Here is a 23,418-nt window from a genome sequence, read left to right as displayed (position 1 = left end):
ATCGCCCTTATATTAGCTGGTTTTATCTCAACTTTGAAACGTAAAAAAACACCGGGTATTCGATTTTGCTCTCGTTTTTGGAAATTATGTTGTACGTCATGTGGCAACTGCCAACGTTGTAGCCCCTTCTGACGGCGCTGTCCCGGGCTGCTATTTCATAATGGTGACAAAAATTTCACGTTCCGCTGTCTAAACACTAATTAGGGAATCAACTTTGTAACAATAATTAACGAGTAAAATACGCGTAATAAACAAAGAATGAAGAAAATATATGCATCACGCGGCAACGTTTATTTTGTGGGTAACCCCTCCGCTTTTTGATCAAAAAACAACCACTGCTATTTTTAGCGTAGCTTATGGTATACTCCGCCGCCTTAACATCTGCTATCGCACATTTTCACTGAAACATAACGAGGAAAATAAATGAGTACGCCTGATTTTTCCACCGCTGAGAATAATCAAGAACTGGCTACTGAAGTCAACTGCCTGAAAGCCATGTTAACGCTGATGCTGCAGGCGATGGGCCAGGCCGATGCAGGGCGCGTGATTCTTAAAATGGAAAAACAGATCGCGCAAATGGATGATGAAGCACAAGCGGCGGTATTTTCCAGTACGGTTAAGCAAATTAAACAGGCTTACCGCCAGTAGTAAAAAACCGGCTGTTAGCATCGCTTTCAGCCGGTTTCGCGTCTGGCGCGAAGCATCGTCAGCACGTCATATCAGACCTGTCGCCGCAGCGTAGCAGGCAATCTTTGTTTTATTTGGCGCATTGAATTTCTTCTGCATGTTTTTCTGATGGAAGTTAACGGTATTTTCAGAAATCGACAGAATAATGGCGATCTCCGATGAGGTCTTCCCTTCCGCCGTCCACTTCAGAATCTCTTTCTCACGTTTACTGAAACGCATCTCAGGCGCCATCACCATGTCGTCTTCAAATCTTGTCAGCGCCGAAAGACTCTCCCGCGCCAGCAGTTGCAACCTCAGCTCCACTTCATCGTAGGTAAACGAGGAGCAGCGTAAACTGCTACGAGAGAAAGATAAAAAGCCCAGCGCCCGGTTCGGCAACATCACACACTGGGTTACGCCTCTGCGTAATCCGAAACGCTGGGCGGCATCCCACATCGCCTGCGCTTCATGAAATAGCACGTCATCCCAATGTAAATGACCCTGTCTGAAATTTTCCGGCTTTAATACCGGATCGATCGCGAAATAGTTTTCGGACTGATAATGCGTTACCCACGCCGGAGGATAAGTGGTACGAAGCGATATTTTAGGCCGGGTAAAGGGAACGGGATGACGAACACACAGGGCATAATACTCAAATTCCAGCCGCTGTGTCTGATATTGCAATTCAGTATAAACATCCTCTGCTGCCGCCATCTCCTGAAAGCGTAACAACATTGCGCGTCGCCAGGTGAAGAAATCATTTTCCTGCATATTTTATGGTCACGCCTTTGATATTGATAATCATTATTATGAATGACTTAAATTAACACATAAATAGTGTTTATATATAAGAAATATCGGACGAAACGTAGAATACTTGAGCGGCATTACAGTTTTTTGGTTTCCGCCTGAGAGCGAGGTTAATAATCTGGCAGAATGACTTCATAATTATTCATTGCGCTCGCCCGAGGCACGGCTAATTCGGGCGAGCGTTGAAAAGGTATTATTTCACTAAAAATTTCTCAAGGAACTGGCGGGTACGCGGATGCTGAGGATCGGCGAACAAGGTTTTCGCCGGCCCTTGCTCAACGATTTGCCCCTGATCCATAAATATTGCCCGGTCAGCCACGTCACGCGCAAAGCCCATTTCGTGAGTAACGATCACCATCGTGCGCTTTTCCTGCGCCAGCTGGCGAATCGTATTAAGCACCTCGCCGACTAATTCAGGATCAAGCGCCGACGTGGGCTCATCAAACAGAATCACTTCCGGGCGCATCGCCAGCGCGCGTGCAATCGCCACGCGCTGCTGTTGCCCGCCCGACAGGCGGCGCGGATAACGGGTCTCTTTACCGGCCAACCCGACTTTGGCTAACAGTTCCCGCGCCAGCGCCGTCGCCTCGGCTTTCGGCTCTCCCTTTACAATCACCGGACCTTCAATGATATTTTCCAGCACCGTACGATGCGGGAACAGGTTAAAACTCTGAAAGACAAAGCCGACATGCTGACGTAACTGGCGAATCAACCCTTTTTGCTGGCTGAATGGGCGGGCGGTATCGATGATAATATCGCCCACTTTAATGGTACCCGCTTCCGGTTGTTCCAGCAGGTTAATGCAGCGTAATAACGTTGTCTTCCCTGAGCCGCTCGGGCCGATAATGGCGACGACTTCTCCGGGCTTTACCTCAAGGTCGATACCGTGCAGCACTGTTTGACCATGAAATTTTTTGACCAGGTTGGTGACTTCGATCGCACTCATTTTGGCTCTCTCTCCTGGCGGTTAAGCTGGTTTTCAAAATAGTTTTGCAGTGCCGATAAGACGGTCGCCATTACCCAGTAGATTAACGACGCGGCCAGATACATGGTAAACACCTCCAGCGTTCGCGAGGTAATTAACTGCGCCTGGCGGAACAACTCCGGCACCTGAATCGTCGCGGCGAGCGACGTATCTTTCACCAGGCTGATAAAGCTGTTGCTCAACGGCGGAAGCGCGACGCGAGCCGCCTGCGGCAAAATAGCGCGACGTAGCGTTTGCCACGGCGTCATGCCAATGCTCGCCGCCGCTTCCCATTGTCCCTTGTCGATAGCCGAGATCGCCGCGCGCAGCGTCTCGGACGTGTAAGCCGCGGTATTGAGCGATAAACCAATCATCGCCGCCGGGATAGGGTCCAGCTCAATCCCAAATTGCGGCAGGCCGTAATAGATCATAAATAACTGAGCGATAAGCGGCGTACCGCGAAAAATCGAGATATAAAAGCGCGCCAGCCAGCGAACCGGCCATAACGGAGACATCCGCATCAGCGCCAGCACAAATCCCAGCAGCAGACCAAAAAACATACCGCCAATACTCAGTTGCAGGGTAAAGACGGCGCCTTTAAGCAAATACGGCAGCGATTCAATAACCAGTTGGATACTTTCTTGCATTCGCGTTGATTACCTGGAGGTTATACATGAGGATGGTAGGCAAACAGCGCAGGCGCCCCACCGGTGTGAATAAAGAGAATCGGCCCGTCATCGTTAAAGCGTTTCTGGCTGATGCCGTCTATCAGACCCGCCATCGCTTTACCGGTATATACCGGATCCAGCAGCACCCCCTCCAGGCTCGCCAGCAGTTTCACCGCCTCCATCCCCGCGTCATTTGGCACGCCGTAACCCGGGGCAAAATAGTCATCCCATAAATGGATATCCGCCGTCGCCGTCAGCGCCAGCTGACCGGCAATAGCCTGCTGCAAGGCAATCACTTTGGGTTTCTGCTCGGCGACAGAACGTGAAACGGTCACGCCAATCAGTTCGACATCCGTCATCAGATGTTCCAGCCCGACAGCTAACCCGGCGTGCGTTCCGGCGCTGCCGGAGGCCACCACCACCGAAGAGAGCCCGACGACCTCTTCACACTGCTGGGCGATTTCCAGGGCGCTCTCTACGTATCCCATTGCGCCCAGCGCGCTGGAGCCGCCGACCGGGATCACATAGGGCCTGAACCCTTGCGCTTCAATGCGCGTCGCCAGCGTTTGCAGCTGCGCATCCGGATCGGTCAGCGCATCGCACATCTCAATTTGTGTATTAAATAAATCCAGTAACAGGCGATTACCATTCGTCAGGTAATTTTCCGCAGTGGTACCGATTGGATTTTCCAGCAAGGCGACGCAATGCAGCCCCAATTTGGCCGCGACTGCCGCCGTCTGACGGACATGGTTCGACTGAATCGCCCCTGCGGTTATCAGCGTATCCGCCCCTTCTCGCAGCGCGTCGGCCACCAAAAACTCCAGCTTGCGCAGTTTATTGCCGCCCATTGCAATGGGCGTAACGTCATCGCGCTTAATGTAAATCTCACGGCCAAGATAATCAGACAATCGCGGCAGGTATTCGAGCGGGGTCGGCGCGCCAATAAGCTCCAGGCGAGGAAAGCGCGTTAAGTGATGTAGTGGCATTGAGCCTCCGGTAACGTTGTGGTGTGTTCTTTTTATTATGCACGTTGATCCAACGGAAATAAAAAAGGCGCCGATTCACGCGCCTCCGTTTGCTGACATAGTATGAGGTTGATATTGCCCGGCGGCGCTCTGCCTGCCGGGCAACGTAGAGCATTATTGGGTCACGTCAGCGCCAAACCATTTCTCAGAGAGCGCTTTTAAGGTGCCATCTTTTTGCATTTCCGCAATAGCGTTATCTACCGCCTTCAGCAAGTCTTCGTTGCCTTTACGTAACGCAACGCCGGACTCCTGACGCGAAAACGCATCACCGGTGACAGCCAGCGTACCTTTGGTTTTTTTCACCAGATCCAGCGCCGCCAGACGATCGACTAAAATCGCGTCAATACGGCCTACGCGCAGATCCTGGTATTTTGTAGGATCATCGTCATAAGTACGGATATCCACGCCCTGCACATGTTGACGTAGCCACTCTTCATAGTTAGTCCCCAGCCCAACGCCGACTTTTTTGCCCTGCAGATCGGCCGCCGTTTTGATCGTGCCTTCATTGCCTTTTTTCACCAGCGCCTGAACGCCGGAGACAGTATAAGGCGTAGAGAAATCATATTTTTTCTTGCGGACGTCTGAAATCGTGACCTGGTTTATCACCACATCAATGCGTTTAGCGTCCAGCGACGCCAGTATTCCGTCCCATTTGGTCGGCTTCAACGACGCTTTAACGCCCAGATGTTTTGCCAACGCCTCGGCGAAATCGACTTCAAAACCGGTTAATTTGCCGTCTTCGCCCTGAAAGCTAAACGGCGGATAGGTACCTTCCAGCCCTACCAGCAGCGTGCCGCGTTCTTTAACTTTGTTCAGCAAACCCTCATCGGCAAAGCTCTTCGCGCTCATTCCCGCCACCAGCGCTACAGCCATTACTCCCATCAGTGCCTGACGTCCCAGCAGTGCTAATTTCATAGTAACCCCGAATATTGCCGTTAATGACCATAGACTGTGTCCCGCCATGGCGCATCGTCACGTCTCGCGAACCTTTGGGGGACTCAGCCTAATGTAGAAGGTTTGCCACGTTTCACCAACACGACTCTGCTACATCTTATGCTTTTTTAATATATATCAGAACTGGCGGTAAAGGGGGATTTCTGTCTGGGCGCAATCTGCTGATGCGCTTTATATTGCTGGTATTTACGTAGTGCGATACGGTAATTATTGGTGCTGGTTTCCGGCAACCATGGCGCCAGGCTTTCATCGAGAAAACCGTCCTGCAGCAGATCGTGGGAAATGTTTTGCTCGCTGAGGTAATTGCCAAGACGCCGTAAACGCACGACATATTCCCGCACCGTGCCATGGCTCATCTCGGTTTGTTCAAACAAATACTGTTTGAAACCGATAATATCGAAAAAATCACTCTGCTTTTTGCAGTGCAAATCGCCGCAAAAGCGACACAGCGCCACCCACTCCTTCTGCTCCCGCTGCCAGGCAGCGTCGTCAAGTAGCATATCCAGCTGTGAAATAGCGATTTTATTAACGATCTTGCCACGGCGAACCAGCGTAATGCGGTCGAGCAGTTTGTGACAATGCGCGCAATGCGTCTGGCTGTGTTTAAAGTCTTTAAGATAGCGGCTCAAGGGCCGCCTTTTAGGTTGCTGCACCGTCATGAGAACTCCTGGTAGTCTATACGTTGTGCGGCACTTTTCGGGTGCGATCATGCGCTACCTATAACTTACCCAGTTTGGTGCGTAATCGTTTGATGGCCTGACTATGCAACTGGCTGACCCGCGATTCGCCAACTTCCAGTACCGCGCCAATCTCTTTGAGATTGAGCTCTTCCTGGTAATACAGCGTTAACACCAGTTGCTCGCGTTCCGGCAGCGATTCAATCGCATCCATTACCCGCTGTCGCAGGTCGCCCTCCAGCAGTTGATGTAACGGGTTTTCCTGTTGATGTTCTTCAGTCACCAGTTCGATGCTATCGCCATGCTCTTCCCGCCACTCATCGTAAGAGAAAAGTTGGCTGTTGTTGGTATCGAGCAACATCTGACGATACTCCGCAACAGGGATGCCAAGACGTTCCGCCACTTCGGTTTCCGTCGCATTACGCCCCAGCTCCTGCTCCAGTTGTCCCATCGCCTGCGCCACTTCGCGGGCATTACGCCGGACGCTACGCGGCACCCAATCGCGGCTGCGTAATTCATCCAGCATCGCCCCACGAATACGCTGCACTGCGTAAGTGGTAAATGCCGTTCCTTGCAAAGCGTCATATCGGTCGACCGCATTTAATAACCCGATGCCGCCCGCTTGTAGCAGATCGTCCAGTTCCACGCTCGCCGGCAATCGCACCTGCAGGCGCAATGCTTCGTGACGCACCAGCGGTACATAACGCTGCCACAGCGAGTGTTTATCCATTACACCTTCAGCGGTATACAGTGAATTCACGATAAACAGCCCTGCGTTAAATGAGTTATCGGCATGATTATCCGTTTCTACAGAGGGTTCTATCGAAGGAATAAGGCTATAAAAGAAGGGTTATTTCACTTATGTAACCTGTAGCGCCTTTTTAGCGGTTCAAAGAGCAGAATAAAATCAGCCAGATAGGATAAACGGGATGCGCAAAAGCCCACCCCGAACAAAACTATGTCAGAAGATGAATCATCGACAGATCGTCGCCAGTACGCACCGTTTCTATATGGCGATGAAAATTCGCCGCCACCTCGCTGTTATGCTGGCTGCGGGAGTGAAAGCTATACACAATATTGGTAACGTCATCCCACTCAAGCCGCCCGCGCTCATGCACGCTGGCTGCCGTTAATAGCTTAATAAAGGCATATTCCGCCACGATAATATACAGCGCGCGTAACGGGTCGACATTCGGCTGGTTGGGGAAATTATTTTCCCAAATTTTATAGAGAATTAAATTTCTGAAGGCCCAGTTCTTCTGCTGCTCATCCGCCTGTAAACAGCGCGCTAATGAGGACTCAATATCGCTAACCTTCTGCTCCATTGAAACGCCCTCTTCCGCCGTCAGCACCCGCAGAAGACACTGGATATAGTGATCGAGGATAACACTGCCACGACTAAGCGGGAGCGAGCGGAAATAGTCCTGCATCTGCAATACCAGCGAGGTTTTTACCTTGCTGTCCGGCGCGATATTCATCAATTCCTGCGCCAGCACGCCGGTCTGCAACTGTTCAAGTAACGCGGCATACACCTGTTCCAGTTCGCCCAGCGCAGCATCATCAATTTTGGCAAATTTCTGCGTATACATGACAAATTTAATCAACGCATAGAGCGCGGCTTCCGTACTGCTGTTGGCATGGTTGATCAGACTCAGGCAAAACAGATTGAGTAACTTTTGCTGCGCTGGGAATAACGGCGCAGTATTGAATGTCTGCTGAATGATTGTTTTTTCGCCGAGCGCCATTGCGTCAGGATCGTTTAAAATGCGGGACGTCACCTCCGGGCAGGCAAGACTCAGGGAGTTACGTACCTCATTTTTGTAGGTATGATGCGCCCGCGGGAAAGAGGAACAGGTATGACTTAATGCCTTTGCGCCTAACGTTTTTTGTACTCGGCACAGACGTTCCTCATCCAGATAAGGGCAATTCCCCAGCGCCGAAGGCAGCTTAATTTCGCCCCAGTGGCTGTTGTTCTTTTTCAGCAGGATAATATGGTCTTGCGCGATGGTACGAATCGTCGCGTCTTTACTGGCGAGATACTTTTTGACCGTCGTCTTATCCAGCGTGATTTTCCAGCCCTTACAACAGTGATCGCGGCAGGCCGAGCCAGAACAGGAAAAGTGGGTGACAAAGGCAGGTTCAGTGACGGTGATTTCTTTCATTACACAGGCTCCGGAATTAAAAAAGGCAGCTTTCGCTGCCTTGATTGTGTACCACGTGTCGGTGAATCAATCGCCGGATTAACGCAGTAAAGAGAGGACGTTTTGCGGAACCTGGTTAGCCTGCGCCAGAACGGAGGTACCGGCCTGCTGCAGAATCTGCGCGCGAGACATGTTGGAGACTTCGGTCGCGTAGTCGGAATCTTCGATACGGCTACGGGCAGAAGACAGGTTATTTACGGTATTGCCCAGGTTGGTGATAGCGGAGTTGAAACGGTTCTGAACCGCACCCAAGTCAGAACGCAGCGCATCAACCTGCGCCAGCGCGGCATCAATTTTAGCCAGCGGGTTTTCGGTGGTTTTAGCGGCTGCTTCCGCCAGATCAGGCTGTGCTTTAAAGTTGTGACCTTCAGCTTTGCTGGCATTATAGGTTTTACCATCGATAGTAACAACTTCGGTTTTGCCGTCTACGCCACCCAGTTGGTTAGCCGCTGTTTTGGTAGTGCCGTCAGCAGCAGTATAACTTGTGGTTTTAGCTTTAATTGCTCCTGTCGCTTCATCGTAATCTGCGGCGTAATACTTATCGCCAGCTTTAAGCGCATAACCGCCTTCAATTGTTTTACCATTCTTATCAGTGTAAGACATTTTGACTAATTGCGCGGTATCTGCAACTGCATCATCTACCCCACCAGCTTTTAGAGCATCTTTAACGCTGGCATCAACAACAACTGGTTGATCTTTTTTCTGCACGTGAGTAATAACTTCAGCACCAGCAGGCATTGCGGTGCCAATTTTTTTGGTCCCAGTCTCCAAAGATATTGTGCCATCATCAGCAACTTTGGCTTCATAAATGCCGTTTTTGGCTGCATCAGGAGCTGAATATCCTTCAATTTCAACGTAATACTTCCCAGTGCTCTTATCAAATTGAACTTCATTACCTTTAACTGCCGGAGTTCCCGCACCAGTGCCAATAGCCGTTTTAATCTCAGCCGCAGTAGGCATCGTAGTGCTTAACGCTGCACCATCAACATAATTAGGGTTCGTGACAGCCGTGTTATCAACATCATATTTTTTCTGCACATTCAGCGTATCCAGACCCAGGGTCTGAGAGTTGATCTGTTTCAGATCGATATCGATGGTTTCACCGTCGTTGGCACCAACCTGGATGGTCAGGGTGTTGTCCTGCGCCAGGACTTTCACGCCGTTGAACTGAGTCTGACCGGATACACGGTCGATTTCGTTCAGGCGCTGGGTGATTTCAGCCTGGATGGAGTCGAGGTCAGACTGGGAGTTGGTGCTGTTAGCAGACTGAACCGCCAGTTCACGCACACGCTGCAGGTTGTTGTTGATTTCGTTCAGCGCGCCTTCAGTGGTCTGCGCAATGGAGATACCGTCGTTAGCGTTACGGGAAGCCTGAGTCAGGCCTTTGATGTTCGCGGTGAAACGGTTAGCAATTGCCTGACCTGCCGCATCGTCTTTCGCGCTGTTGATACGCAGACCAGAAGACAGACGCTCGATAGCGGTGCCCAGAGCGGACTGGGATTTGTTCAGGTTATTCTGGGTCAACAGCGACAGGCTGTTTGTATTAATGACTTGTGCCATGATCTTTTCCTTATCAATTACAACTTGATGTTATTGGGCTGTTGCCCACGGTTTCTCACCGTAACCCTTGTATCGGCACCTGAATTTCGAACTTTAGAAAATTTTTCACTTCCCCCGATCTTTTTCTTAGGCGGCGAAATAGCCGCTTTATGCATCATTATTCCGCGCATTATTTTTGCAAAATTATCATTAAACTTTGCCTCCAGATTGCCGATAACGCGCTTAACTACTGTTTGCAATCAAAAAGGAAGAAGGCATGGCTTCAATTTCATCATTAGGTGTGGGATCAAACTTACCGTTAGACCAGTTGTTGACAGACCTGACAAAGAACGAAAAAGGACGCTTAACGCCAATTACCAAACAGCAGAGCGCGAATTCGGCAAAGCTAACCGCCTATGGCACATTGAAAAGCGCATTAGAAAAATTCCAGACGGCAAATACCGCGTTAAATAAAGCGGATTTATTTAAGTCTACCGTGGCGTCCAGCACGACAGAGGACCTCAAAGTCAGTACTACCGCAGGCGCTGCCGCAGGGACTTATAAGATTAGCGTAACCCAGCTTGCCGCCGCGCAGTCGCTGGCGACAAAAACCACCTTCGCAACCACCAAAGAGCAGTTGGGCGATACGTCGGTCACGTCCCGGACAATTAAAATTGAACAGCCGGGACGTAAAGAGCCGCTGGAAATTAAGCTGGATAAAGGCGACACCTCCATGGAGGCGATCCGTGACGCCATCAATGACGCCGACAGCGGTATCGCCGCCAGCATCGTTAAGGTCAAAGAGAACGAATTCCAGTTGGTGCTTACCGCCAATAGCGGTACCGACAATACGATGAAGATCACGGTGGAAGGCGATACAAAACTTAACGATCTACTCGCTTATGACAGCACCACCAATACCGGCAATATGCAAGAGCTGGTGAAAGCAGAAAACGCGAAGCTGAACGTAAACGGCATCGACATTGAGCGTCAGAGCAATACCGTAACCGACGCCCCTCAGGGAATTACACTCACCCTGACCAAGAAAGTGACCGACGCGACTGTGACGGTAACGAAAGATGATACCAAGGCGAAAGAGGCGATTAAATCCTGGGTGGATGCCTATAACTCGCTGGTGGATACTTTTAGCTCATTAACTAAATATACCGCCGTTGAGCCGGGCGAAGAAGCCAGCGATAAAAACGGCGCGCTGTTAGGCGATAGTGTGGTTCGTACTATCCAGACCGGGATTCGGGCACAATTTGCCAATAGCGGCAGTAATTCTGCGTTCAAAACAATGGCGGAAATTGGCATCACCCAGGATGGGACTTCCGGCAAACTGAAGATTGACGATGATAAGCTGACCAAGGTACTGAAAGATAACACGGCCGCAGCGCGTGAGCTGCTGGTAGGCGATGGTAAAGAAACGGGTATCACCACCAAAATTGCCACCGAAGTGAAAAGTTATCTGGCGGATGACGGCATTATTGATAATGCGCAGGACAACGTTAACGCCACGCTGAAAAGCCTGACAAAACAGTACCTGTCCGTTAGCAACAGCATCGATGAAACCGTTGCCCGTTACAAGGCCCAGTTTACCCAACTGGATACCATGATGAGTAAGCTGAATAACACCAGTAGTTATTTGACCCAGCAATTTACAGCTATGAACAAGTCCTGATAACAGAGGTCACCATGTACACCGCGAGCGGTATCAAAGCTTATGCGCAAGTCAGCGTGGAAAGCGCCGTGATGAGCGCCAGCCCGCATCAGTTGATTGAAATGTTGTTTGATGGCGCGAATAGCGCTCTGGTGCGCGCTCGCCTGTTTTTAGAACAAGGCGATGTTGTCGCGAAAGGTGAAGCGTTAAGCAAAGCCATCAATATTATCGATAACGGGCTGAAAGCCGGCCTCGATCAGGAAAAAGGCGGTGAGATTGCGACGAATCTTTCCGAGCTATACGACTATATGATTCGCCGTTTACTGCAGGCTAATTTGCGTAACGACGCTCAGGCCATCGAAGAAGTGGAAGGGTTACTCAGCAATATTGCAGAAGCCTGGAAACAGATTTCACCGAAAGCATCTTTCCAGGAGTCTCGTTAATGACCTCAACCGTGGAGTTTATCAACCGTTGGCAGCGTATTGCGCTGCTCAGTCAATCGCTGCTTGAACTTGCGCAGCGAGGTGAATGGGATCTCTTACTGCAACAAGAGGTCTCCTATCTGCAAAGTATTGAAACGGTGATGGAAAAGCAAACTCCACCGGGCATTACGCGAAGTATTCAGGATATGGTCGCCGGATACATCAAACAAACGCTGGATAATGAGCAGCTCCTGAAAGGGCTGCTGCAACAGCGACTGGATGAACTGAGTAGTTTGATCGGACAATCCACCCGCCAAAAATCACTCAACAACGCTTATGGCCGTCTTTCCGGTATGTTACTCGTGCCAGACGCGCCTGGCGCCTCATAATATTTTCCCGTCTCGTATGAAAATTCTTCCATACTCCAGAGGTCGGCTAAACGACTTCTGGAGCACGGAAGATGAAAAACCCCACGTTATTGCAGTACTTCCACTGGTATTATCCCGACGGCGGTAAACTCTGGTCTGAGCTGGCGGAACGTGCTGATGGGCTGAATGATATCGGTATCAATATGGTCTGGCTACCGCCCGCCTGTAAAGGCGCCTCCGGCGGCTATTCCGTAGGCTATGATAGCTACGACCTGTTTGACCTCGGCGAATTTGACCAAAAAGGAACTATCGCGACAAAGTACGGCGATAAACGCCAGTTACTGACGGCGATAGACGCGCTCAAAAAAAATAATATTGCGGTGCTGCTCGACGTCGTCGTGAACCACAAAATGGGCGCAGACGAAAAAGAACGTATCCGCGTTCAGCGCGTGAATCAGGATGACCGCACGCAAATCGATGACAACATCATTGAATGCGAAGGCTGGACGCGCTACACCTTCCCTGCCCGCGCGGGCCAGTATTCCAACTTTATTTGGGACTATCACTGTTTCAGCGGCATTGATCACATCGAGAATCCCGACGAAGACGGCATTTTTAAGATCGTCAATGACTATACCGGCGATGGCTGGAACGATCAGGTTGATGATGAGCTGGGTAATTTCGACTATCTGATGGGGGAAAATATCGATTTTCGCAATCACGCGGTTACGGAAGAGATTAAATATTGGGCTCGTTGGGTCATGGAACAAACCCACTGTGACGGCTTTCGCCTGGACGCGGTAAAACATATACCCGCCTGGTTTTATAAAGAATGGATTGAGCATGTACAGGCGGTTGCGCCAAAACCGCTGTTTATTGTCGCAGAATACTGGTCGCATGAAGTGGATAAACTGCAAACGTACATCGATCAGGTCGACGGGAAAACCATGCTGTTCGACGCGCCGTTGCAGATGAAATTTCATGAAGCCTCGCGCCAGGGCGCGGAGTATGACATGCGCCACATTTTCACCGGCACGCTGGTAGAAGCCGACCCTTTTCATGCGGTGACGCTGGTCGCTAACCACGATACACAACCGTTACAGGCGCTGGAAGCGCCAGTAGAACCCTGGTTCAAACCATTGGCCTATGCGCTGATCCTGCTTCGTGAAAACGGCGTACCGTCAGTGTTTTATCCCGATTTATACGGCGCCAGCTATGAAGATAGCGGCGAAAATGGCGAGACCTGTCGGGTCGACATGCCGGTGATTAACCAACTGGATCGGCTGATCCTCGCTCGTCAGCGTTTTGCGCACGGTATACAAACACTCTTTTTCGATCATCCTAACTGTATCGCCTTTAGTCGCAGCGGTACTGAAGAGAATCCAGGCTGTGTGGTTGTACTTTCCAATGGCGACGACGGTGAAAAAACCCTCCTGCTCGGCGACAATTACGCTAACAAGACCTGGCGTGATTTTCTGGGAAACCGCAGTGAGCATGTTGTAACTAATGATCAAGGCGAAGCGACGTTCTTCTGCAACGCAGGCAGCGTCAGCGTGTGGGTCATTGAGGACGTGTGATGAGCGTTCCCGGCGGCAGAGCGCTGCCGGGAAGCGAAATTACGGCAGCGGCGTCGGCAGCGGCGTTTTTTCTAACGCGGCGGCGCACTCCGGCGTCGGACGAGCGACCCGTTGCAGCGTCATGCCATCATATTCCAGGGTATTCCCGTCGCGCTCAATCTCATAGAGCTCACGCTTAACCGTAACATTGGTTAAGTCATCGGAGAGCATGGTCAGCTTGCCCGGCAGAGCAATAACGCGCTGCCACTGGCGGCAGTCCAGCGTATCGCCTTCTTTAGTCACCACCAGGCTGGCGATAGCTTCAGGGCTCACCAGCTTACGTTGCGGGCCTTTTGACTGCCAGTACCCTTCCAGACCGGCCGGCGCGGGCGTTTTCACCACATCATTATAGTTTTCCACCTCGGCGCATCCGGCCAGAACCAGCAATGCGCCAACGATCGCTACTTTTTTCATCATTCATCCTGCATCAGAAGAAAGAGGAATTGTGGCATTAAAGCCCTGACGCCGCCAGCCTTTCCAGGCGCTGGCCGCAATTTGATCCAGTCGGTATTACCGCTTATTAGGTGTAGGCAAATTCTGTGATCGGTGTAGTATGCGCACTTCTTGTTTCACACCTTCTGAGTTCAGAGGCTAAACACATGTCATGGCAACACTTCAAGCAAACCTGGTTAATTAAATTCTGGGCGCCGGCCCCTGCGGTGATCGCAGCCGGTATTCTCTCTACCTATTATTTTGGCATCACCGGCACGTTCTGGGCCGTGACGGGCGAATTTACCCGCTGGGGCGGGCAAATTTTGCAGCTTTTTGGCGTTCATGCCGAACAGTGGGGCTACTACAAGCTGATTCATCTGGAAGGTACGCCGCTGACGCGTATCGACGGCATGATGATCCTCGGCATGTTCGGCGGCTGTTTCGCCGCGGCGCTGTGGGCCAACAACGTAAAACTGCGTATGCCGCGCAGCCGAATCCGTATCGTACAGGCGGTGGTCGGAGGCATGATCGCTGGCTTCGGCGCGCGTCTGGCGATGGGGTGTAACCTGGCCGCCTTTTTTACCGGAATCCCGCAGTTCTCCCTACACGCGTGGTTCTTTGCGCTGGCGACCGCTATCGGCTCCTGGTTCGGCGCCCGCTTTACGTTGCTGCCGATATTTCGTATACCGGTGAAAATGCAAAAGGTCTCCGCGGCTTCGCCACTGACGCAGAAACCGGATCAGGCAAGACGGCGTTTCAGGCTCGGTATGCTGGTCTTTATCGGCATGATTGGCTGGGCGTTATTAACGGCAATGCATCAGCCGAAACTGGGGCTGGCGATGCTGTTCGGCGTCGGGTTTGGGCTGCTGATCGAGCGCGCGCAAATCTGCTTTACCTCGGCCTTTCGCGATCTGTGGATCTCCGGACGCGCCCATATGGCGAAAGCGATTATTTTCGGCATGGCGGTCAGCGCCATTGGTATTTTCAGCTACGTGCAGTTGGGCGTTGCACCTAAAATTATGTGGGCTGGCCCGAATGCGGTCATTGGCGGACTGCTGTTCGGTTTTGGCATCGTGCTGGCGGGCGGCTGCGAAACCGGCTGGATGTACCGCGCCGTAGAAGGCCAGGTGCATTACTGGTGGGTGGGCCTCGGCAATGTCATCGGTTCGACCATCCTGGCTTACTACTGGGATGATTTCGCGCCCGCTCTGGCGACCAGTTGGGATAAAGTTAACCTGCTGAATACCTTTGGTCCGCTGGGCGGTCTGCTGGTCACCTACCTGTTGTTATTTACCGCGCTGATGTTAATTATCGGCTGGGAAAAACGTTTTTTCCGCCGTGCGGGGCTGACGCCTGCTAAGGAATCTGTATGAAAAATATCGTCCCTGATTACCGTCTGGATATGGTTGGCGAACCTTGCCCGTACCCGGCGGTCGCCACTCTGGAAGCGATGCCGCAGCTAAAAAAAGGTGAGATCCTGGAAGTGGTGAGCGACTGTCCGCAGTCCATTAATAATATTCCACTGGATGCGCGCAATCATGGCTATACGGTGCTGGATATCCAACAGGATGGCCCGACAATTCGTTATCTGATTCAAAAATAAGCGCATACTCCCGCTGTACGTTACGGCGGGAGACCTTTTACGGCATAACCGGCAAAAATCTACAACGCATAAAAGAAATCAGACAAGGTCGTCTTGTGCGCCGTGGCATAAATCTATTATATAACGTATACCGTTTTAATTTTGTCTGAGTCGATGAAAAACCCATGACTATTTTAAGCAAAACATAAAATAATCATTATTTTCCCTCTACGTCATAAAAGACTATCAGGTATTTATATTTTTACTCACTGACATTATCAGGTGATCATTTATTTATGCACAGCAGAAGCCCAAAAAATGATAAAAATTATTTTCATCTCCATTATTGGAGTCGTCTGTCTTGCCGCTGCCCGTTACTCACCCGTTACAGTGGTCAATGCACATCCGAGCGCCATTGCCCGCTGTCTCGCTGATAATCTGTCCCCGTATGGGTATATACTGGATCTCCATGAAACAGATATTCCAGGCATTAATAAAGAATTTACCGTGTATTATCGCAACGGCGCATATATTGCAGGAACATTCTGGATTGCAAACTCAATGACAATAGCCTCAGAACGAATAGTAGGAATGAATGGCGTCAGTAAACAGGCGTACCCTATTTTTAATAAGTCCCTGCAACAATGTGCAACCCGCTTATCAATAAAATGAGCGCGCCTCGCAAAAAACAAGCCCACATAATCACGCACTGGTTGCATGGGCGTCGCGTCCCCGTCGCTGACTTAGGTAAGCGCCCGGGAGTTCGCTGCGGATGTGTTGTCAGCCCTGGCTTAAACCTGCATGGACATGACTTCCTGATACGCGGCGACCAGCTTATTGCGCACCTGAATCCCCATTTGCATAGAGACGGACGCTTTTTGCATATCAGCCATCACGTCATTAAGCGCAATGCCCGGCTCACCCAGAGTGAATTTTTCCGCCTGAACGCGCGCCGCCGTTTGTCTGTCGCTAATACGATCCAGCGCAGCATGTAGCTGGCCGGCAAAACTCACCGTCGACTGCGAGTGTGTTTCTTGCCCGCTTGCGGCCATCGCCGTCGCCTGTAACTGGCTAATAACCCCTTCAATCCCCTGTATTGCTGCCATGTTATTCCCCTGGATGATTTTTTACGCAGCAGAGATTACCAGTTTGTCAATAAGATAAAGGCGTTAAATAACGATAAAAAACCTCGGTTTTTAGCGCATAGAAAAATTCGAAACCACAAATAATGAGACCGTCAATTTTTCGAGTTTGCTGACCCGGGAGTGAGTCTTGTTCCACTTTGCAAAAAACGCCGTCCACGATCAGTCACGAGGTGCGAGATGAGTGCGACTGCATCGACTGCAACCCAACCTAAACCTCTCGAGTGGCTTAATCGCCTACGCGCGAATCCCCGAATTCCGTTAATTGTGGCGGGTTCCGCTGCCGTGGCGATCGTCGTTGCGATGGTGCTGTGGGCCAAAACGCCCGATTACCGCACGCTATTTAGCAACCTTTCCGATCAGGACGGCGGCGCGATCGTCGCGCAGTTGACCCAGATGAATATCCCCTATCGCTTTGCCAATGGCAGCGGCGCGATTGAAGTGCCCGCCGACAAAGTGCATGAACTGCGTCTGCGTCTGGCGCAGCAGGGGCTGCCTAAAGGCGGCGCGGTAGGCTTTGAACTGCTTGATCAGGAAAAATTCGGTATCAGCCAGTTCAGCGAGCAGGTGAATTATCAGCGCGCGCTGGAAGGTGAACTGGCCCGGACGATCGAGACGCTGGGGCCGGTAAAAAGCGCCCGCGTTCACCTGGCGATGCCAAAGCCGTCGCTATTTGTGCGGGAACAAAAATCCCCTTCCGCCTCCGTCACCGTCACACTGGAACCGGGACGGGCGCTGGATGAAGGACAAATTAGCGCCGTGGTACATCTGGTTTCCAGCGCTGTCGCCGGTTTGCCGCCAGGAAACGTCACTCTGGTCGATCAATCCGGTCATCTGCTCACGCAATCCAATACCAGCGGTCGCGACCTTAATGACGCGCAATTAAAATTTGCTAATGATGTGGAAAGCCGCATCCAACGCCGTATCGAAGCCATTCTGTCGCCTATCGTCGGGAACGGTAATGTTCACGCTCAGGTAACCGCCCAGTTGGATTTTGCCAATAAAGAACAGACGGAAGAGCACTACAGCCCGAACGGCGATGCGTCGAAGGCCACCCTGCGTTCACGTCAGTTGAATATTAGCGAACAAGTAGGCGCGGGCTATCCCGGCGGCGTGCCTGGCGCGCTGTCGAATCAACCAGCGCCGCCTAACGAGGCGCCGATCGCCACACCGCCGACCAATCAACAAAACGCGCAGAATACGCCACAAACCAGCACCAGCACCAACAGTAACAACGCTGGCCCGCGCAATACGCAGCGTAATGAAACCAGTAACTACGAAGTGGACCGCACCATTCGTCACACCAAAATGAATGTAGGCGATATTGAGCGTCTCTCCGTAGCTGTCGTGGTGAATTACAAAACGCTGGCGGATGGCAAACCGCTGCCATTGACCGCCGATCAGATGAAACAGATCGAGGATTTAACCCGTGAAGCGATGGGTTTTTCTGATAAACGCGGCGATACGCTAAACGTGGTGAATTCACCGTTTAGCGCAGTGGATAACACCGGCGGCGAACTGCCCTTCTGGCAACAGCAGTCCTTTATCGATCAGTTGCTCGCGGCAGGTCGCTGGTTACTGGTGCTGGTGGTGGCCTGGATTCTGTGGCGCAAAGCGGTACGTCCGCAGTTGACGCGCCGCGTTGAAGAAGCGAAAGCGGCGCAGGAACAGGCGCAGGTTCGCCAGGAAACCGAAGAAGCCGTGGAAGTACGCCTTAGCAAAGACGAGCAGCTCCAGCAACGCCGGGCTAATCAGCGTCTGGGCGCCGAGGTGATGAGCCAGCGTATTCGCGAAATGTCAGACAACGATCCGCGCGTGGTGGCGCTGGTCATTCGCCAGTGGATGAGTAACGATCATGAGTAATCTTAGCGGTACCGATAAAAGCGTCATTTTGTTGATGACCATTGGCGAAGACCGGGCGGCAGAGGTGTTTAAACACCTCTCCACCCGCGAAGTACAGGCGTTAAGTACGGCGATGGCTAACGTGCGTCAGATCTCCAACAAACAACTGACGGACGTACTATCAGAGTTTGAGCAAGAAGCGGAGCAGTTCGCCGCGCTGAATATCAACGCCAACGAATACCTGCGCTCCGTACTGGTTAAAGCGCTGGGCGAAGAACGCGCCTCCAGCCTGCTGGAAGATATTCTGGAAACGCGCGATACCACCAGCGGTATCGAAACGCTCAACTTTATGGAACCGCAGAGCGCCGCCGACCTGATTCGCGACGAGCACCCGCAGATTATCGCCACCATTCTGGTCCACCTCAAACGCAGTCAGGCCGCCGATATTCTGGCGCTGTTTGACGAACGACTGCGTCATGATGTGATGCTGCGTATCGCGACATTTGGCGGCGTACAGCCGGCGGCGCTGGCGGAGTTGACCGAAGTGCTGAATGGCCTGCTCGACGGTCAGAACCTGAAACGCAGCAAAATGGGCGGCGTAAGAACCGCGGCGGAAATTATCAACCTGATGAAAACGCAGCAGGAAGAAGCGGTTATTACCGCTGTGCGCGAATTCGACGGCGAACTGGCGCAGAAAATCATCGACGAGATGTTCCTGTTCGAAAATCTGGTGGATGTGGACGATCGCAGTATCCAGCGTCTGTTGCAGGAAGTGGATTCCGAATCGCTGCTGATCGCTCTGAAAGGCGCCGAACCGCCATTACGCGAGAAGTTCCTGCGCAATATGTCCCAGCGCGCCGCCGATATCCTGCGCGACGACCTTGCCAACCGTGGCCCGGTTCGTCTGTCTCAGGTGGAAAACGAGCAGAAAGCGATTCTGCTTATTGTGCGTCGTCTGGCGGAAACCGGCGAAATGGTGATTGGCAGCGGCGAGGATACCTATGTCTAATGAATTGCCGTGGCAAGTCTGGACCCCCGACGATCTCGCCCCGCCGCCGGAGACGTTTGTGCCGGTTGAGGCTGATAACGTGACCTTGACAGACGATACGCCGGAGCCCGAACTCACTGCCGAACAGCAGCTGGAGCAGGAGCTGGCGCAGCTAAAAATACAGGCCCATGAACAAGGTTATAACGCCGGGCTGGCGGAGGGACGGCAAAAAGGACACGCGCAGGGATATCAGGAAGGGTTAGCGCAGGGGCTGGAGCAAGGACAAGCCCAGGCGCAGACGCAGCAGGCGCCGATTCATGCCCGTATGCAGCAGTTAGTGAGCGAGTTTCAGAACACGCTTGACGCGCTCGATAGCGTTATCGCCTCACGGCTGATGCAAATGGCCCTGGAGGCTGCGCGTCAGGTCATCGGCCAAACGCCGGCGGTGGACAATTCAGCGCTGATTAAACAGATCCAACAACTGTTGCAGCAAGAGCCGCTCTTTAGCGGCAAGCCGCAGTTGCGCGTGCATCCGGACGACTTACAGCGGGTGGAAGAGATGCTGGGCGCCACGCTCAGTCTTCACGGATGGCGGTTGCGCGGTGACCCAACGTTGCATCACGGCGGGTGTAAAGTCTCTGCCGATGAGGGCGATCTGGACGCCAGCGTCGCTACTCGCTGGCAAGAGTTGTGTCGCCTGGCGGCGCCGGGAGTGCTCTGATGACCACGCGCCTGACCCGCTGGCTTACCGCGCTCGACAACTTTGAAGCCAAAATGGCGTTATTGCCGGCGGTGCGTCGTTATGGACGTTTAACCCGCGCCACGGGCCTGGTACTGGAGGCCACCGGTCTCCAGCTTCCGCTGGGCGCCACCTGCATTATTGAGCGCCAGGACGGCCCTGAAACCAAAGAGGTGGAATCGGAAGTCGTCGGTTTTAACGGCCAGCGTCTGTTTTTAATGCCGCTGGAAGAGGTCGAAGGCATTCTGCCCGGTGCCCGCGTTTACGCCCGTAACGGACATGGCGACGGTCTGCAAAGCGGCAAACAGCTACCGCTCGGCCCGGCCCTGCTTGGTCGGGTGCTGGATGGCGGCGGTAAACCGCTCGACGGACTGCCTGCGCCGGATACGCTGGAAACCGGCGCGTTAATCACGCCGCCGTTTAACCCGCTACAGCGAACGCCAATCGAACATGTGCTGGATACCGGCGTACGCGCTATCAACGCGTTGTTAACCGTAGGGCGCGGTCAGCGTATGGGACTCTTTGCCGGTTCCGGCGTTGGTAAGTCGGTTCTGCTTGGCATGATGGCGCGCTACACGCGGGCGGACGTGATTGTCGTGGGACTTATCGGCGAACGTGGCCGCGAAGTTAAAGATTTTATCGAAAATATTCTCGGCCCCGACGGTCGCGCGCGTTCGGTGGTGATTGCCGCCCCGGCGGATGTTTCGCCGCTGCTGCGAATGCAGGGCGCCGCCTATGCCACCCGCATCGCCGAAGACTTTCGCGATCGCGGACAGCATGTGTTGCTGATTATGGATTCGCTGACGCGCTATGCGATGGCGCAGCGTGAAATTGCGCTGGCAATCGGCGAACCGCCAGCCACCAAAGGTTATCCGCCCTCGGTGTTCGCAAAGCTGCCGGCGCTGGTCGAGCGTGCCGGTAATGGCATCCATGGCGGCGGCTCTATCACCGCGTTTTATACCGTGTTGACCGAGGGGGACGACCAACAAGATCCCATTGCCGACTCGGCACGCGCAATCCTCGACGGACACATTGTCTTGTCCCGCCGTCTGGCGGAGGCCGGGCACTATCCGGCCATTGATATCGAGGCGTCAATCAGCCGGGCGATGACCGCGCTCATTACCGAGCAGCACTATGCGCGGGTACGGCTATTTAAACAGTTGCTTTCCAGTTTCCAGCGTAACCGCGATCTGGTCAGCGTCGGCGCTTATGCCAAAGGTAGCGATCCAATGCTTGATAAAGCCATTACCTTATGGCCGCAACTGGAAGCGTTTTTACAGCAAGGCATTTTTGAACGGGCCGACTGGGAGGACTCTCTGCAGGCGCTCGATTTAATTTTCCCGACGGTGTGATAAAGCAGGAGGGCGACGATCATGGCACAACATGGCGCTCTGGAAACACTCAAAGATCTGGCCGAAAAAGAGGTAGATGATGCGGCGCGTTTACTGGGCGAAATGCGTCGCGGCTGCCAACAGGCGGAAGAACAGCTCAAAATGCTGATCGATTATCAGAATGAGTATCGCAGTAATTTGAACACCGATATGGGCAACGGCATCGCCAGTAATCGCTGGATCAACTATCAGCAGTTTATTCAGACACTGGAAAAGGCGATAGAGCAGCATCGCCTCCAGCTTACGCAGTGGACGCAAAAAGTCGACCTGGCGCTGAAGAGCTGGCGTGAGAAAAAGCAGCGACTTCAGGCCTGGCAAACCTTACAGGACCGACAAACCGCGGCAGCGCTGTTAGCTGAAAACCGCATGGATCAGAAAAAGATGGATGAATTTGCTCAGCGTGCAGCAATGAGGAAACCCGAATGATCACCCTGCCCCAACTGATCACCACCGATACCGACATGACCGCGGGTCTGACGTCAGGAAAAACCACCGGTTCAGCCGAGGACTTTCTGGCGCTCCTGGCGGGCGCGTTAGGCGCAGACGGCGCACAGGGCAAAGACGCCCGCATCACGCTGGCCGATTTACAGGCGGCAGGCGGCAAGTTATCGAAAGAGCTACTGACCCAACATGGCGAGCCGGGCCAGGCGGTGAAGCTTGCCGACCTGCTGGCGCAAAAAGCGAATGCGACGGATGAAACGCTTACCGATCTGACACAAGCGCAGCATCTACTGTCTACGCTAACGCCATCGTTGAAAACCAGCGCTCTGGCCGCATTGAGTAAAACGGCGCAGCATGATGAGAAAACGCCCGCGCTGAGCGATGAGGATCTTGCCAGTCTGAGCGCCTTATTCGCCATGCTGCCCGGACAACCTGTCGCGACGCCTGTCGCCGGAGAGACGCCGGCTGAAAATCACATCGCCTTGCCGTCACTGTTACGCGGCGACATGCCATCGGCGCCGCCGGAAGAGACACATACGCTCTCTTTTAGCGAGCATGAAAAAGGGAAAACCGAGGCGTCGCTTGCGCGCGCCAGCGACGATCGCGCCATGGGGCCATCACTGACGCCGCTGGTGGTCGCTGCCGCCGCGACCAGCGCGAAAGTGGAGGTGGATAGCCCGTCCGCGCCAGTAACGCATGGCGCGGCAATGCCGACGCTCAGCAGCGCCACGGCGCAACTGCAACCGCTACCTGTCGCCTCAGCCCCGGTACTCAGCGCGCCGTTAGGCAGCCATGAATGGCAACAAACGTTCAGTCAGCAGGTCATGTTATTTACGCGTCAGGGACAGCAAAGCGCGCAGCTTCGATTGCATCCGGAAGAGTTAGGTCAGGTGCATATTTCGCTCAAGCTGGATGACAATCAGGCGCAACTCCAGATGGTATCGCCGCATAGCCATGTCCGCGCCGCGCTGGAAGCCGCTCTACCCATGTTGCGCACTCAGTTGGCGGAAAGCGGCATTCAGTTGGGACAAAGCAGCATCAGTAGCGAAAGCTTTGCCGGACAGCAGCAGTCTTCATCGCAACAACAGTCTGCCCGCGCCCAACACACGGACGCGTTTGGCGCTGAAGATGACATAGCGTTAGCGGCGCCGGCCTCGCTTCAGGCCGCCGCGCGCGGCAATGGCGCAGTGGATATCTTCGCCTAACGCCAGAGGTAGCATGATTATCCGCGTCTTTTCCACGCTTTGTCGTGGACAGGACACGGGATAATCAGCCAATAAGCAGTACCGAA

General features: G+C 52.9%; 26 protein-coding genes. 15 read left to right on the top strand and 11 right to left on the bottom strand.

All coding sequences use genetic code 11. The annotated features are described in order from the left end of the window. Nucleotides 1-271 precede the first annotated feature (271 nt). Nucleotides 272-427: a hypothetical protein gene (locus NA197_RS13175; RefSeq protein WP_000546186.1), complete on the top strand. Its 156-nt coding sequence runs from the start codon at nucleotides 272-274 to the stop codon at nucleotides 425-427. Continuing rightward, nucleotides 424-648 (top strand): DUF2594 family protein, encoded by a 225-nt coding sequence (locus NA197_RS13170; RefSeq protein ID WP_000106483.1) that lies wholly within the window; start codon nucleotides 424-426, stop codon nucleotides 646-648. The genes NA197_RS13175 and NA197_RS13170 overlap by 4 nt, the downstream gene beginning before the upstream one ends. Before the next feature lie 66 nt (nucleotides 649-714). Here NA197_RS13170 and sdiA read toward each other — a convergent pair whose 3' ends face one another. The 9 genes from sdiA to NA197_RS13125 all read right to left on the bottom strand — a co-directional run bounded on the left by sdiA (nucleotide 715) and on the right by NA197_RS13125 (nucleotide 9,525). Continuing rightward, complete coding sequence (gene sdiA / locus NA197_RS13165) at nucleotides 715-1,437, bottom strand: transcriptional regulator SdiA (RefSeq protein WP_064043499.1); 723 nt, start codon at nucleotides 1,435-1,437, stop codon at nucleotides 715-717. Nucleotides 1,438-1,669: 232 nt separating this feature from the next. After that, nucleotides 1,670-2,422 carry an L-cystine ABC transporter ATP-binding protein TcyN gene (gene tcyN / locus NA197_RS13160; RefSeq protein WP_001273033.1) on the bottom strand — a complete coding sequence of 251 codons (753 nt, stop codon included), beginning with the start codon at nucleotides 2,420-2,422 and terminating at the stop codon, nucleotides 1,670-1,672. Beyond that, the gene (gene tcyL, locus NA197_RS13155) at nucleotides 2,419-3,087 is read right to left on the bottom strand and encodes a cystine ABC transporter permease (RefSeq protein ID WP_001158238.1); all 669 of its coding nucleotides are present in this window, start codon (nucleotides 3,085-3,087) and stop codon (nucleotides 2,419-2,421) included. Before tcyL ends, tcyN begins: the two co-directional genes overlap by 4 nt. Before the next feature lie 20 nt (nucleotides 3,088-3,107). Further along, nucleotides 3,108-4,094, bottom strand: a complete 987-nt coding sequence (gene dcyD / locus NA197_RS13150; protein WP_064043498.1) for a D-cysteine desulfhydrase — start codon at nucleotides 4,092-4,094, stop codon at nucleotides 3,108-3,110. Nucleotides 4,095-4,247: 153 nt separating this feature from the next. Further along, complete coding sequence (gene tcyJ, locus NA197_RS13145) at nucleotides 4,248-5,048, bottom strand: cystine ABC transporter substrate-binding protein (RefSeq protein WP_000761634.1); 801 nt, start codon at nucleotides 5,046-5,048, stop codon at nucleotides 4,248-4,250. A gap of 146 nt (nucleotides 5,049-5,194) precedes the next feature. Next, nucleotides 5,195-5,746 (bottom strand): flagella biosynthesis regulatory protein FliZ, encoded by a 552-nt coding sequence (gene fliZ / locus NA197_RS13140; RefSeq protein WP_000218080.1) that lies wholly within the window; start codon nucleotides 5,744-5,746, stop codon nucleotides 5,195-5,197. 58 nt (nucleotides 5,747-5,804) lie between these two features. Beyond that, a complete protein-coding gene (locus NA197_RS13135; protein ID WP_001087453.1) occupies nucleotides 5,805-6,524 on the bottom strand; it encodes an RNA polymerase sigma factor FliA in 720 nt (239 codons plus the stop codon). A 196-nt stretch (nucleotides 6,525-6,720) separates the two neighbouring features. After that, nucleotides 6,721-7,926: a flagellin lysine-N-methylase gene (gene fliB, locus NA197_RS13130; RefSeq protein WP_023227468.1), complete on the bottom strand. Its 1,206-nt coding sequence runs from the start codon at nucleotides 7,924-7,926 to the stop codon at nucleotides 6,721-6,723. A 78-nt stretch (nucleotides 7,927-8,004) separates the two neighbouring features. Beyond that, on the bottom strand, nucleotides 8,005-9,525 hold the full coding sequence (locus tag NA197_RS13125) for a FliC/FljB family flagellin (protein ID WP_115284865.1): 1,521 nt from the start codon (nucleotides 9,523-9,525) through the stop codon (nucleotides 8,005-8,007). Between the two features lie 256 nt (nucleotides 9,526-9,781). On the opposite strand from NA197_RS13125, the gene fliD reads away from it, so the two are divergent. From fliD to amyA, 4 genes are all read left to right on the top strand, one after another. Further along, on the top strand, nucleotides 9,782-11,185 hold the full coding sequence (gene fliD / locus NA197_RS13120; RefSeq protein WP_000146806.1) for a flagellar filament capping protein FliD: 1,404 nt from the start codon (nucleotides 9,782-9,784) through the stop codon (nucleotides 11,183-11,185). 14 nt (nucleotides 11,186-11,199) lie between these two features. Then, nucleotides 11,200-11,607: a flagellar export chaperone FliS gene (gene fliS, locus NA197_RS13115; RefSeq protein WP_000287764.1), complete on the top strand. Its 408-nt coding sequence runs from the start codon at nucleotides 11,200-11,202 to the stop codon at nucleotides 11,605-11,607. Continuing rightward, a complete protein-coding gene (gene fliT, locus NA197_RS13110) occupies nucleotides 11,607-11,975 on the top strand; it encodes a flagella biosynthesis regulatory protein FliT (protein WP_000204899.1) in 369 nt (122 codons plus the stop codon). The genes fliS and fliT overlap by 1 nt, the downstream gene beginning before the upstream one ends. 71 nt (nucleotides 11,976-12,046) lie before the next feature. Then, the gene (gene amyA / locus NA197_RS13105) at nucleotides 12,047-13,531 is read left to right on the top strand and encodes an alpha-amylase (protein ID WP_000795471.1); all 1,485 of its coding nucleotides are present in this window, start codon (nucleotides 12,047-12,049) and stop codon (nucleotides 13,529-13,531) included. A gap of 39 nt (nucleotides 13,532-13,570) precedes the next feature. Here amyA and yedD read toward each other — a convergent pair whose 3' ends face one another. Further along, a complete protein-coding gene (gene yedD / locus NA197_RS13100; RefSeq protein WP_000754694.1) occupies nucleotides 13,571-13,984 on the bottom strand; it encodes a lipoprotein YedD in 414 nt (137 codons plus the stop codon). A gap of 185 nt (nucleotides 13,985-14,169) precedes the next feature. On the opposite strand from yedD, the gene yedE reads away from it, so the two are divergent. From yedE to NA197_RS13085, 3 genes are all read left to right on the top strand, one after another. Beyond that, entirely contained in the window at nucleotides 14,170-15,375 is a 1,206-nt protein-coding gene (gene yedE, locus NA197_RS13095; protein ID WP_001519382.1) for a selenium metabolism membrane protein YedE/FdhT, read from the top strand. Continuing rightward, a complete protein-coding gene (gene yedF / locus NA197_RS13090) occupies nucleotides 15,372-15,605 on the top strand; it encodes a sulfurtransferase-like selenium metabolism protein YedF (RefSeq protein WP_000790504.1) in 234 nt (77 codons plus the stop codon). Before yedE ends, yedF begins: the two co-directional genes overlap by 4 nt. Before the next feature lie 264 nt (nucleotides 15,606-15,869). After that, entirely contained in the window at nucleotides 15,870-16,256 is a 387-nt protein-coding gene (locus tag NA197_RS13085) for a hypothetical protein (protein WP_077905134.1), read from the top strand. A gap of 119 nt (nucleotides 16,257-16,375) precedes the next feature. Here NA197_RS13085 and fliE read toward each other — a convergent pair whose 3' ends face one another. Then, nucleotides 16,376-16,690: a flagellar hook-basal body complex protein FliE gene (gene fliE / locus NA197_RS13080; RefSeq protein WP_000719042.1), complete on the bottom strand. Its 315-nt coding sequence runs from the start codon at nucleotides 16,688-16,690 to the stop codon at nucleotides 16,376-16,378. Between the two features lie 216 nt (nucleotides 16,691-16,906). On the opposite strand from fliE, the gene fliF reads away from it, so the two are divergent. From fliF to fliK, 6 genes are read left to right on the top strand one after another with little or no spacing between them, the layout of a single operon-like run. Continuing rightward, complete coding sequence (fliF, locus tag NA197_RS13075; RefSeq protein ID WP_001276828.1) at nucleotides 16,907-18,589, top strand: flagellar basal-body MS-ring/collar protein FliF; 1,683 nt, start codon at nucleotides 16,907-16,909, stop codon at nucleotides 18,587-18,589. Next, a complete protein-coding gene (fliG, locus tag NA197_RS13070; RefSeq protein WP_000067735.1) occupies nucleotides 18,582-19,577 on the top strand; it encodes a flagellar motor switch protein FliG in 996 nt (331 codons plus the stop codon). Before fliF ends, fliG begins: the two co-directional genes overlap by 8 nt. Continuing rightward, nucleotides 19,570-20,277, top strand: coding sequence for a flagellar assembly protein FliH (fliH, locus tag NA197_RS13065; RefSeq protein WP_000064158.1), 708 nt, complete (start codon nucleotides 19,570-19,572; stop codon nucleotides 20,275-20,277). The genes fliG and fliH overlap by 8 nt, the downstream gene beginning before the upstream one ends. Next, nucleotides 20,277-21,647 (top strand): flagellar protein export ATPase FliI, encoded by a 1,371-nt coding sequence (fliI, locus tag NA197_RS13060; protein WP_000213257.1) that lies wholly within the window; start codon nucleotides 20,277-20,279, stop codon nucleotides 21,645-21,647. The genes fliH and fliI overlap by 1 nt, the downstream gene beginning before the upstream one ends. A gap of 21 nt (nucleotides 21,648-21,668) precedes the next feature. Beyond that, complete coding sequence (fliJ, locus tag NA197_RS13055; RefSeq protein WP_000046981.1) at nucleotides 21,669-22,112, top strand: flagellar export protein FliJ; 444 nt, start codon at nucleotides 21,669-21,671, stop codon at nucleotides 22,110-22,112. Then, nucleotides 22,109-23,332: a flagellar hook length control protein FliK gene (gene fliK, locus NA197_RS13050; RefSeq protein ID WP_064043521.1), complete on the top strand. Its 1,224-nt coding sequence runs from the start codon at nucleotides 22,109-22,111 to the stop codon at nucleotides 23,330-23,332. Before fliJ ends, fliK begins: the two co-directional genes overlap by 4 nt. Nucleotides 23,333-23,418: the final 86 nt, after the last annotated feature.

Source organism: Salmonella sp. NW884 (assembly GCF_051700745.1).
GTDB classification, from domain to species: domain Bacteria; phylum Pseudomonadota; class Gammaproteobacteria; order Enterobacterales; family Enterobacteriaceae; genus Salmonella; species Salmonella enterica.
Note: the sequence above shows the minus strand (reverse complement) of the source record. Positions and strands in the feature narration are given on the sequence as shown.